8 protein-coding genes are annotated in these 12,624 nt (G+C 58.9%); 1 reads left to right on the forward strand and 7 read right to left on the reverse strand.

Translation table 11 applies throughout. The features are described from left to right. The first annotated feature begins 4 nt into the window (after positions 1-4). Entirely contained in the window at positions 5-1,471 is a 1,467-nt protein-coding gene (locus tag SCM96_14540) for a sodium-dependent transporter (GenBank protein ID MDW7761841.1), read from the forward strand. 218 nt (positions 1,472-1,689) lie between these two features. On the opposite strand, the gene SCM96_14545 is transcribed toward SCM96_14540, so the two are convergent. The 7 genes from SCM96_14545 to SCM96_14575 form a co-directional block, all read right to left on the reverse strand. Further along, entirely contained in the window at positions 1,690-3,273 is a 1,584-nt protein-coding gene (locus SCM96_14545) for an L-serine ammonia-lyase, iron-sulfur-dependent, subunit alpha (GenBank protein MDW7761842.1), read from the reverse strand. A gap of 244 nt (positions 3,274-3,517) precedes the next feature. After that, on the reverse strand, positions 3,518-4,534 hold the full coding sequence (locus SCM96_14550; protein MDW7761843.1) for a uroporphyrinogen decarboxylase family protein: 1,017 nt from the start codon (positions 4,532-4,534) through the stop codon (positions 3,518-3,520). A gap of 32 nt (positions 4,535-4,566) precedes the next feature. After that, the gene (rlmD, locus tag SCM96_14555; GenBank protein MDW7761844.1) at positions 4,567-6,489 is read right to left on the reverse strand and encodes a 23S rRNA (uracil(1939)-C(5))-methyltransferase RlmD; all 1,923 of its coding nucleotides are present in this window, start codon (positions 6,487-6,489) and stop codon (positions 4,567-4,569) included. 120 nt (positions 6,490-6,609) lie between these two features. Beyond that, a complete protein-coding gene (locus SCM96_14560; protein MDW7761845.1) occupies positions 6,610-7,173 on the reverse strand; it encodes a hypothetical protein in 564 nt (187 codons plus the stop codon). 10 nt (positions 7,174-7,183) lie between these two features. Beyond that, a complete protein-coding gene (locus tag SCM96_14565; protein ID MDW7761846.1) occupies positions 7,184-10,909 on the reverse strand; it encodes a PilC/PilY family type IV pilus protein in 3,726 nt (1,241 codons plus the stop codon). An 86-nt stretch (positions 10,910-10,995) separates the two neighbouring features. Continuing rightward, the gene (locus SCM96_14570; GenBank protein MDW7761847.1) at positions 10,996-11,538 is read right to left on the reverse strand and encodes a hypothetical protein; all 543 of its coding nucleotides are present in this window, start codon (positions 11,536-11,538) and stop codon (positions 10,996-10,998) included. Then, complete coding sequence (locus SCM96_14575) at positions 11,535-12,623, reverse strand: prepilin-type N-terminal cleavage/methylation domain-containing protein (protein MDW7761848.1); 1,089 nt, start codon at positions 12,621-12,623, stop codon at positions 11,535-11,537. Before SCM96_14575 ends, SCM96_14570 begins: the two co-directional genes overlap by 4 nt. Position 12,624 lies beyond the last annotated feature (1 nt).

Raw genomic sequence — 12,624 nt, forward strand, 5'->3', positions numbered from 1 at the left:
TCTTATGAAAAGTTCGGACCTGTTCGCCTCGCGCTGGGGCATCATCTTCGCGGGCCTGGGGATGGCCGTCGGGACCGGGAATCTGTGGCGATTTCCCCGCATCGTCGCCCAGTACGGCGGAGGAGCGTTCATCATCCCCTGGATGATTTTCCTGTTCATGTGGTCGATCCCCCTCCTGATCATCGAACTTTCGATCGGGCGGAAGACGCGCCGGAGCGTCGTCGGTTCCTTCCGGGAACTGGGCGGCGAGAAATACACCTGGATGGGCATGTTCGTCGCCTTTGTCCCCACGGCGATCACTTTCTATTATGCGGTCGTGGCCGGCTGGTGCCTGAAGTACTTTTTCGCCTCGACGTTCCACGGCCTCATTCATAAGGACACCATTGCCTACTGGCGCCTGTTTTCCGCATCCTGGGAACCTCTCGTCTACCATGTTGCGGCCATCGCCCTGGGCTGTTTCATCATTTACTCGGGCATCGTCAAAGGCATCGAGCGGACGAATAAAATCCTCATCCCGGCGCTTTTCGGCATCCTCCTCATCAGCATCGTGCGCGTCCTGACCCTTCCGGGGGCCGGGGCCGGCCTCAATTTCCTGTTCTCGCCGAACCTGTCGCTGCTCGGGGACTATCGGGTCTGGCTGAACGCCCTCAGTCAATCGGCCTGGTCGACGGGCGCCGGTTGGGGACTGATCCTGACCTACGCCATCTATTCCCACAGAAACCAGAATCCGGTGCGCACCGCGGCCACATTGGGTTTAGGGGATAACACGGCGTCGCTTCTCGCCGCGACGCTCATCGTACCCACAGTTTTTTCCTACTTCGCCGGCCCGGCCTTTTCCCAGGACAAAGTCATGGAAGTCCTTAAAACCGACAACCTGGGTTTGACCTTCATCTGGATTCCCCAGCTCTTTGCCAAGATCCCGGGCGGAGCGTTTTTCCTTTCCCTCTTTTTCCTCGCCCTCTGTTTCGCCGCCATTACGTCGCTGATCTCCCAGCTCGAACTGATCGCCAGCGTCTTCATCGATGCCGGCTTCACGAGGAAAAAGGCCGTCATAACCGTCGGTGTCCTCTGCACTGTCATGGGACTGCCGTCGGCCATGAGCCTGGCCTTCTTCAATAACCAGGACTGGGTCTGGGGCCTGGGCCTCATGGTCAACGGCCTGTTTCTGACGTTTCTCGTTCTCCGGGTCGGGCCGAGGAAATTCCGGGAAGAGATCATCTCGACGCCGGAATGTCCGGTCCGGCTGGGGCGGGGATTCGACTTTCTGGTCGGCGTGCTGCTGCCCGTCCAGGTGGCCGTGATGCTCGGCTGGTGGTTCTATTCGGCCTACTCGGGAGATCCCGAAAACTGGCTCAAGATCTTCTCCGTGGAGTCTCTGGGAACGGTCTTCTTCCAATGGGCCATAGCCATCGCCGTTTTCCTCTTCCTGAATAAAACTCTGAATGCGAGGTTCAAGAAATATGAATCCTGATGCCCTGATCTTCATGATTGCGATCTTCAGCCTGTGCCTGGGCGGGTTTATCTACTGCGTTGTGACCTCGAAGGACAAAAAGAAAGACTGAACCCGGTGCAATTTCTCCGGTAATCGGCTTTCTGGTCGCGGCTCAATACGACTTCAGAGTTTGTGCTATATGCATTATTTTCTGTAATATCCGGAAGTCCAAGCCGTGAAAAAACACGAAAGCAGGATTATTCAGCGCGGAGGCTGGGGAGGGCGAGGGCGGAGGGGGCGACGGCGATTCCGCCGCGGGACGTGCAGCGGAGCTCGGAAGGCAGCATCCGGCCGGAAGCCAGCGAGGCATCGACGGTTTCATCGAGCGGAATCGGATTGTCATAGCCGCCGAGAATGAGATCGGCGCAGACAAAGGCCGAAGCGGCCGCCGCGGCGTTTCGCGTGTGGCAGGGAATCTCGCAGGCGCCCTGGACGAGGTCGCAAACCGAGCCCATGGTGTTCTGAAGCGCGATCGCGGCGGCATCGGCCGCCTGACGGGCCGTTCCGCCCGCGGCCTCGACCACGGCGGCTGCGGCCATGGCTCCCGCGGCGCCGATTTCGACCTGACAGCCGGCGACTTCGGCGGCGAAGGTCGCGCGCTGAGCGATGATGAGACCGGCCGCGGATGCGGCGAATAGAGCCCGAAGAACCCGATCCTCCGGAAATCCCATATCCTCGGCCAGGGTGACGGCGACTCCGGGAAGGGTTCCCGCCGAACCGCCGGTCGGGGCGGCGCAGACGATTCCCGCGGAATTCGTCATATGCATGACGGCCATGGCCCGTGCGGCGGCGCGTGTGTGAAGGCCGCCTGCGGGAAGCGTCCCTTTCTTCTCGGCTTCCAGGATTTTCGCCGCCGTCGGGCGAAGCTGCTGCATCCAGTCGCCGCGGCCGGCAAGTCCCTCCTTCACGGACATCCGCATGACTTCGAAGCGGGCGGCCATCTCCGCCAGAATCTCGGCTTCCGACAAACCGAGGACGGCGGATTCATAGGCGATTGCGGCCTCGCCGAGAGACTTGCCCTGCGCTTCGGCAAAGGCGATCATATCCGCGCCGCTCGAAAAAGGTGGATCGCCGCGCCGGACAAAAAAAACGGGATAGGCGACCCGGACGGAGCGGACGCCGGGGAGCGATGCCAGGCGCGCCTTTAAATCGTCGAACGGCCGGCCGCCGCATGATCCTTCCGGCGGGACGTTCGCGCCATATGCGGCTACGAGAACCTCATCTCCCTTTCCCGCTATTTCGGAAGCGTTAATATCCGGGCCGGAGTTCGAGAGAATTTTAACGACGGCCTGGGCAGATTCTTTTTTCGTCCAAACAAAAACGTCGCCGGTTTTTCCGGATATCTCCACGGGGAAGCCCTCGATCTCCCGGATCCGGACACCGCCTCCGCCGGTGGACTCCGCCGTGAGAACACAGCGCGACCCTCCCCCGCCTTCAAGTTCGATCCTGACCGTGTTGGGGTGTTCCGCACCCGGAAGTGACTCGACGGCGAAAGACAAGTCCAACCCTTCTGCATCGGCGATGTCCAGCATTTCGCGGAACCGGTCATCCGTGAGCGGCCGATCCAGGAATCCCACCACAAAGGCCAGGTCGGCGCCCTGCTGGCGGAAGGTTTGGGCATAGGATCCCCGGGGATCGAAGGTCAGCTTCGCCCGGGCGGGTGCCTCGCTAAAAAGCGAGCGCGCCAACCTGGCGATCCGGTAGGAACCGGCCGTATGCGAGCTTGACGGCCCCCGCATGACCGGGCCGAGAACATCGTTGAATATGCTGATGAAGGTCATATGCGCCTCGCCGGGATTTTATCCTATCGCCGCCCGTCCCGCAATATTCAAAACTTCGGCATCTCAGCGCACAGCCTCGGCGCCGGGGCTGTGCGCGGGTCGAGGTTGCCGCAGCGATGAGGAGCGGACTGCGCAGGCGTAGTTGAGCTACGTCGAGCAGGCCGCAACGAAATCGATGCGGTGAGATCGGCACGCCCGTAGGGCTGAAATGCCGGGAAAAAAGGAAAATTTGAATACCGGCATTTCAGCGCACAACCTCGGCCATGGCGGCGATGTTGGGGGGTGGCACATCGGGAAGCAGCGCTTCATGGCTGGGGCTGACGATGAGGTGCGGCCCCAGAAGATCCATGACGCGCCGGACTTCTTCGCGGACTTGGGCGGGGGTTCCTGTGTTCAGCACGCGCTGGGTGTCGATCCCGCCGAGGAAGGCCACCCGGCCGCCGAACTCCCTCCCCAGCTTTTCGGCCTCCATCCCAACGGCCATGGCCTGAAGCGGATGAAGACAGTCGACGCCGGCTTCGACCAGGCGGTCGATGACGCGGGCGATGGAGCCGCAGGAATGGAGGATGACCTGGTATCCCCGGCCGTGGGCCTGCTCCGTGAAACGGCGCATCCAGGGCAGAACGAAGGCGTCGAAAAGCCGCGGGCTGATCATGAGGTCGAGCTGGGTGCCGAAGTCGTTGCCGAAGAAAAAGCCGTCGACTCGGTCGCCGGCCGCATCGTAAAACCGCGCGTTGGCCTCGAAATAAAATCCGCAGACGCGGTCGGTCGCCGCCCGGACGACATCGGGCTGGGCGATCATCTTGACGAAATAGTGCTCCATACCGAAAAGATCCATGAGGTCGTGGTAGAAGGGCGACCAGAAGCCCGAAGCCCGGTAATACGGCCCGGCCTCGTCCAGAGCCTCGACGACCGGCCCGAAATCAAGATCCACAGGATCGGGCCAATCGAAAGCTTCGATGTCTTCCGGACGGTCGCAATCCGCAAGCGGGCCCGCCTGGCCGTGGCTGGCTTTGGCTCCGGCCCGCCGAAGGTCGAACAATCCGACACGGCCAAGATTCGGAAACGTCCCCTCGATAAAACTCGGGGAGATCCAGCGGAAGTCATCGCCGAGTTTCCGGCGCAGTTCCTCTTCGGTCTCCGTCCCGAAATACCGGTGCAGCCGGGGCAAGGTGTCGGGATGGGGATTGCCGAGCCAGAACCCGCAGCGAGGCGCGAGATTTCGGCCGATAATGGATTTTACGATTTCGCGGCTCGTCACCCGCCTATTCTGGACCAGTCCCTCGCTCCGCGTCAACTGCGGCGGAGAACCCCGAGGACTTCGACGTGGGGCGTGTGGGGAAAAAAGTCGGCGGGGGTCAGGCGGACAAGGCGCCAACCGTTCTTTTCGAACTCCCCGGCGTCGCGGGCGAAGGCGGCCGGATTGCACGACATGTAGAGGACATGGGGGATGTCGAGCTCCAGGATTCTGCGAAGCGCCTTGGGGCTGAGACCCGAACGCGGCGGATCGATGACCAGGAGGTCGCGGTCCGGAAACATCTTTTCGCGGAGGACTTTCTCCACCGTCCCCTCATGGAAGCGAAGGCCGGAAACACCGTTTTGGGAAGCGTTTCTCTCCGCATCCCGAACGTTTCCGGGCACGGAGTCGACGCCGTCCACCTCCTCGACGGTCCGGGCCAGAAAAAGCTCGATCGCCCCAGCGCCGCAATAAAGGCCCAGGGCTTTCCGGGCGCCCACGGCCGCCGCTTCGGCCGCGATCTTTTCGTAAAGAAGAACGGCCGTCCGGGGATTCGGCTGGATAAACGTCTCGGGATGGATGGCCAGCCGGAAACCGCCCAGATCCTCTTCGATCGCGGGCCGGCCGGCAAGCAGGCGCTTGTCCGCGTAATCCACAACATCGGAGACACGGTCGTTTTCGACATGCCAAAGGCTCTTGAGAAAGGGCAGGCTTTCAATGAGTCCCGTCGCGGCCTCATCGAGACCCGGAACGGCGCCGCTCCGCGTGACGAGGACGCCGAGAACGTCACCCGTCGCCTTCGCTTCCCGCAGAACGAGGTGGCGGAAAACGCCCTGCCCCGTCCGCGGGTCATAGGGCTCGAGGCCGGTCGCTTCGACAAAAGCGAGAACGGCGGGGAAAATCCTTTCGACGGCGGGACTGAAGATGGGGCAGGTTGCCAAACGCACGGTTTTCCGGGCGAAAGCCGCAAAAGGCGACTGTCTTTCGCGAAGCCCCAGAAAGGGGCCCGCAGCGTCTCCGCCGAAGGCGAATTCCATCTTGTTCCGATAGCCGAAGACCTCCCGGGAGGGAATGATGGGATCGATCTCGACGTCCCGGAGATCGACCCCGCCGATTTTGCGGAGCGTCTGAAGAATATAATTTTGCTTGCGTTCGATCTGGCGCGCATAGGCCAGATTCTGGAAGGCGCATCCGCCGCAGGTCCCGAAATGCGGGCAGGCCGCCTCCACGCGGTCCGGAGAGGGCGCCTCGACGGAGATCGTCCGGGCGAAGGCGGATCTTCTCTTCGTCTTGAGGATCTGAGCCCGGATCCTGTCGCCCGGCAGGCCGCCGGGAATGAAGACCGCCCGGCCGTCGACACGGCCGACTCCCCAGGCGTTGGGAAAGGCGATGTCTTCGATCTCGGTCTCGACGACCGGCGCTTCGAACGCGGCCAGAAGTTTCCGAAACCGGCTCACCGGAAATCCGACGACATTGTCATAGTCCCCATGGAGTTCGGCGACATAGCGGTCGCCGATTTCCTGGACGGCGTAGGCGCCGGCTTTGTCCATATAGTCATTGCGGTCGAGATACTCTTCAATTTCCTCAGGGCTCAGAGTTTTGAAAACGACACCCGTAATCTCGTAGCCGGTCATCAGACGGTCCTCGTCCTTTCGGTAGAGGGCGACGCCGGTGATGACCCGATGCCTCCGTCCGGACAGACGTTCGAGGATGCGCCGGGCGTCCTCCCTGTCCGCGGGTTTGCCCAGGATCTCTTCGCCGCAGTCGACCACGGTGTCGGCACCGATGACCAGGGCCTCGGGATGCATGCCGGCGACCTCGCGGGCCTTCATTTCGGCGGCCCGGACGGCGAAAAGCACGGGATCCTTTTCCCGGATCGTCGATTCGTCGAAATCGCCGGGCACGACGGTGAAGTCGGTTGTGATCTTGCGGAAAAGTTCCCGTCTTCGAGGGGATTTTGAGGCTAAAACGATTTTCATATCGATTTTCAGGCGCTTCGGCTCGGCAGGCCATTATACGGGAATACGATCGCCCTTGACCATTTGTTATTAAGAATCACTGCCAAAGAATTTCAAGACGGGATGTTGCGGGAATCGGCTTCAGCGATCGTCCCGGAGGCCGAGCCGCTCCCGGAGCCGGCCGGCATCCTCCTGGGACTTGACGAGCTTTTCGTAGGTGTCGGCGATTTCCTGCTGGACGAGATCCTGCGTGGTCATGTCGTCCATGTTATAGAACTTCTGCCAAAGGGCGTTCATCTTCAGGGTCAGGAGTTCACCCATCTCTTCGGCCTCGCGGAGCCTCTCCTTCAAATCCCCGGCCGCCGAGGCCTGGTCCGAGGATTCGCCCTCCCCGGTGATCACGGGACCAGGAGGGACGACGCGCGGGATGATCCTTCGGACGGATCCGGGCGACGCCGCCGTATCTTCGGCGGCGGCCCCTTCTTCCCGGATGGTTTCGGGAATAACCGGGATGCCCGTCGTCTCGATGGCCGGAGTCTTTGTGACTTTGGCCAAGTCTTCGTTTGTGACGACGGCGCCGGCTTGTCCCTTGAGGCTTTCCCGGCGCTCTTTTTCCTTGCGGGCCAGTTCGACCAGACTCTGGCTCCAAAGTCCCTGGGAAAGCCCGAACAGGAAAACGGCCGAAAGGGCTGCGATCTTATTCATAAACGCACCGTCATTTGATGATCTTATAGACCTCACGCCAGGATTTGATCTGGATGACGTTTCCGATGGAGTGCTCCAGCATTTCGATCGTGGAATCGTACTCCTGGATGTAGATCTCGCGTTTGCTGAGTCCCTGGTCGCGGCGGACTTCGCCGACGGTCACGGCCCTCCGGGCCTTGCTCACAAGCTGGAGGCTTTCGGGCGTGCTCCCGTCGGACAGCTTGAAGGCCGTCCCTCCGATAGGCACCCCGGCCGTACTCTGAATGTAGCGGGCATAGAGCCTTCCCCCTCCGCCGATGTCGACACAGGGATTGACGCTCTCGATGCTTCCCCGGAGGGTGCTGAAATAGACGATGAAATCGGAGACGACAGGATCGGCCCAGACCTTCTCGCCCGCTTCGAATGTGCCGACCGACTTGGCTTCCGGAAGGCCGAGAGCGGTTGGATTGCCCATGTACCATTCAACCTCGGTTTTTGAACCATCCAGAAGAGCGATGAAGGAATATATTCTGTCGTTCGGCGCCCTGTCGTCACCTCCCGTTCCAAAGAATGTTCGAGGAAAGCCGTCACCCGACAATCGATTGACCCAAACGGCCGGCTTGCTGACAATCGGGTAGTTTAACCGGTCGGAGTAAATGGTTGTCATTTTCCAGTTGTTCAGATTGACTTCGAGCTTCCAGAGGCGGCCGTCGAGGTCTCCGAAATAGACATAATCGACATAGCCGTTATTATTGGCGTCAAAGGCCGCCGGCGATCCTGGGATGACCGGGAGGATGTCACTGTAAGGTGCCGGGTGTTTTTTATCATTTGTGTCGACTCCGGTCCCGACGCTGGCTTGCCAGAGCAATTCGCCGGTATCGACCGCGACTACATAAAATCTGTTCCCGGCCGTGCTGTCGGTGTTGTTATAGCCTGACCCCATGAAAGCCGCCCAACGGTCAACTCCACTGTATTTGATTTTTCCGATGGCCGGAATAGACCAGGTTTCTCCGACGGATGGATAATATTGTTGTTGACTACTGAACATGTGCGTAAATTCCCAAAGAGGAATTGGATTTTCAGGTTCCGTGATGTCGAGCGCGAAATAATAGTTCTTTGGCTCAACCTTTCCACTGGGACCCGCATAGGCCCCGCCGCTGCCGGGGCCTTGCCCGCAAACGAGAACCGTCTTCCATTCTCCGTTAATCCGGACATCTGCGATGGATGGTGTGCCGTCGACAAAGACATCGTGGCCAAGATATCTCTCCCCCGTCGCCGAATCCACTACCCACATATTCCGAAGGCTGGAGAGGAGATTGTAAGGGACGAACCCCCAGAGTTCCTCGCCTGTCTGGACATTGAAACAGTGCAACATGCCGTCATTGGCGCCGACATAGATGACTTTGGTTCTGTCTCTTTGGGCTTTCACAAATGCCTCATAGCCGTCTCCCATGTAAAGTGGATCTTCAGAGGGAGCCCCGACAACGACAGGCGTCGAATGGTTGATGTCCCCCAGTTTCCAATCACGGCCTTCTCCGCGAATAAAATCAATGAGTCCGGCATTATCGTTGTTGAAATCCTTCAGGAATGCCTCCAGAGTCCCGGCATTGGCGGCTGTGAAATCGGTTCGAACAAGCGGGTTCGCCAAATGGCCGCCCTGACGGACGGCTGTGTAGACAGTCCGACCGGCAGGGCTCCGGTCCCTCAGAAGCAGGCCGGCATCCCAGAAGATCTCAACACCCTCCTCCAGGGTTCGGCCCGTCTCCGATCCGAGATCGGACGAAGTGACCGTGCGGAGGCTGGAACCGGACCCTCCGCTCAACGGAATTTGGGTGACATCGTAAGCCCGAAGCTGGCCGTTAAAGCCGGGAAAAATGAAGGACGAGGCAATGATGAGTCTCTTGCTCTCCCCTCCTGAAGTCGTGATTGTCGCCGCTGCCGAGGCACGGGAGTATTCACGTCTGTCCACGTAGACATATTCGATCTGAATCAGGCCGACCGTGGGGGTATTGTTCGATGCTCCCGTGATGGCGGCTCCAAAGTCATCGAATATCTCGTCCTCATCAGCAAAGAGACGAGCTTTCCACTTCAGCCGGGCGCCGAAGTGATGGAATTCATGCCAGGGAAGATGGGCGTAATTCTGCAACTCAGCGCCGGAAAACTCCCAATAGAGTTCCCACTTCCGGCCGCCGTTGTTTGAGAGCCAGATCTCAACTTTGAGTCCTTCTGACAAGCCGCCTCTTGCACCCATATGGAGCTGGGTCAGCCGGGCTTTTGTGATGGAGTGCTCAGCCGGATTGAGGACCGGCTCGGAAACGACCGTGGACTGAGCTATTCCCGTCAGGGCATAAGCATCAGCCAATTCATTGATAACGAGATAGTAGTCACTGGAATGGTTGGCGTCGGCCAGGATGACATCCATGTCGCCGTCCTGATCGTAGTCGAGAACGGCGCTCATGACCACGTCGTATTCCGGGGGAATGATGGGAGCACAATTGTTGAGGCAGATGAACTCCCAATCAATTTCGCTGACCGTTTCCGTGATCGTGATTGTTTCGCCGGTTTCAGGATCGATGACAACACTTTCAACTTCGATTTCTTTTAAACCGTGATTTCTTAAAAACCACATTTTCGCGTTGTTCGTGCCCGCTTCAATCCCATCGGTTGCGGCAAAAATATCCGGCCAACCATTGTTTGTAAAATCCGCGGCCATTGTGGCGACGACACGGGTGCAGGTGGGGTCAGGGATGGCGATTTCTTCTCGAGTGAAATAGCCGTGGCCATCGTTTTGGTAATAGACGAGAAAGGGCTGATCATTGACAGTTCCTCCGACAACATCAATGTGGCCAGAGTTACGGAAATCCGCCGCAGCAACAGACGATCCGCCACGACTTCCCTGAGCACCCGTACTTAAAAATCCCGTTCTTTGGTCGTAGTTGAGTTCGGCAATTTCAAAGTTTTCAAGCGCAAAATCGGGCCGCCCCGGATTCCGGACAAGGAAGATCTGGTCCTTGCTGATGACCAAAAGATCCATATCACCGTCACCATCGATATCTACGGCAGCAACATGGTCAGCCGCCCAACTGTGATAGATTCCGGCGGCCTGAAATGCCGCCGTGAAGTCCAAATTCGGCGCTTGGTTGCGGGGATGGAAAACGGGATCATCGGGGACACCATTATCGACCTGAATATACATGACGGCCGAGAAGTTCTCATAGCTCGTCAGGCTGTCTTGAGAATTTCTCATGAAGAAGAAATCCGTAAGCCCGTCGCCGTTGAAATCGGCCACAACGATGGATGCGGGTGCTGTATGACTGTCAAAGGTGTCGAAGACCTTTGAATGATCCACTTGGAAAATTTGGCCTTCTCCCGGCGTTTGTGGATAAATATTCCGAATAAGCTTGAGCTGGGATTGGTTGGTGGCGTGACCATCAGCCTGGTGAGTGATGTCCAACCCAATGAGATCGGGGTAGCCGTCGCCATCGAAATCTCCCGCATCACAGACATAGATCCGGGCGCCCATTCCTCCTTGTTCAGCCACCGCGAAATTGGCGCCAAGGCGGGACAGCCGGATCGGCCCGGACGGCCAGTTGCCGATGGCGCTGGCAGTATGATCCTTGTAGTCTGTGGAACTGAAGTTTTCCTGGAATGTGGCGCTCGTTTCCTCGCACTGCTGCTGAGCCCAGAACACGATGGCGGTGACGAGAGCCGTCGCAACGGCAAACATTATCAAGATTGATTTTTTTGTTCTTGTCATGGCCTCACCTTAATCTTCAGACTCCCACCCCTAATTTCCCCATCATCCATCGCAAGCTTTTTCGGATCCCATGCGCGGAACGGACACTAGGCCCCTGCGCCGAACAGGATCTCCAGACGCGACGTGGCAATAATCCGCGTTCCCGAACGGACCACGCCGATGCAGACCATGAGCGCCTCGGAAGGATTGGAAATCCCGCCTCCAGCCGATGGATCGATCAGAAAGACCGTGTAGGTAAACCTCGGATCGAACTGGCCTTCTCCGGTCGGGACATACGCCTGGTCGTAGAATAGCACGCCGTTGCTCGCCGGATTGATCGCCGCGAGAATCTCCTCATCCGTCAGCTTTCGGAAATAGCCGCTGGCGAGGGGGTAGTCGATGCCCGACGGATCCAGGAGATAGACCCCGGAAAAGCTGCTCCACTGCCCGGCCAGAAAATTCTGCTCGATGGCCATCCGGCCGGCCTCGAATCCCGCCTCGGCAGCGCTGAAAGCCTCGTTCTGGTTGCGGATGTTCCCGGCAGCTTTCGGGCCTGCGCCCGTCACGGTTAACAAAGCGACACCGACGGTCAGCAGAAAGGCGCTGACGAGAATGACGACGATGAACGTTGAGCCCCGCTCATGTCTCATCGTTCCCCCCGGTTGTAGAGGTTGAGGGACATGTTGCGGATATTGGCTGTGGATTCGAGGAGAAATCTGCGGTGATTATCGTCGTCGATCGCGGCCGGGGAATTGGCAATCAGGGGTCTGCGGTAATGGTGGATATCGTTTGGAGGCTGCCCTCCAAGGCCGATGAAGGGATTCGGCGTCCGGCCCAGAATCCAGGCCCTGATCTGGCGGATCCGGCCGACATCGTCAAGGGTCCAGTTGGCATCCCAATCCCGAAATCCGTCAAGCTGTCCGTCTTCGTCAAGGTCGCCGTTATACTGAAGCTGAAAATTCTCGACATTTTGCGCCAGGGGGAAGTGGACGGCATTCTTGGTGACATAAAGGACGTCGGGAATGCCGAGATAGCCGTTCACGCCGGCCGTCAATCCGGCCATGGATCCCGTGACATCGAGCCAATATTCCAGGACGTTGACAAAGACAATGACGCCCCCGGTCCAATCCGCAGCGGCACAGCCTCCGTCGGAAACCAGTCCGCCCGGCGGATTGATTCCCGGTGCCAGCCCGGGGGAAAAGTTCATCTTCTCATTCCCTCCAGTCGCTGAATGCGTAACGTGGGTGATTGTCCGGATCGCTCCCTCACGACATCCCGAGGCAGGATTGGGCAGAATGAGGGCGGTTTTGAACACATAGTATTCGTCGGGGTAGGGATACTGTTCAAGACTGAAATCGATAAGTTCCGCATTGGCCGCCCCTCCACCTACTCCTCCGGAATAGCTCTGGATGACGATGTGTAGCGGATCTTCCATATTCCCCATGATACGCAAACGGTCGGGCTGGACCGTCGCACCCTGGGATTCGTTGTCCCAACCCTCGAGGCCGTACATATTGAATTCTACGGGAAGACCCGCGCCGACCATGCGGATGTCGCGCATCATGAGATACATGGCCGAACGGACGTCATGCTGGAGTTCGGCGTACTGGTTCTGATCGACCGAGATCTTATTGCTGCGGGAATAGACCGTCAGCGCCCCGATGACGACAACCAGCATGATGGCGCTTCCGATCAGAAGCTCGATCAGAGTGAAACCTTTTCGTTGGACCATCATA

The organism is Acidobacteriota bacterium, assembly GCA_033549365.1.
Lineage (GTDB): Bacteria > Acidobacteriota > Aminicenantia > Aminicenantales > Saccharicenantaceae > JAWSUF01.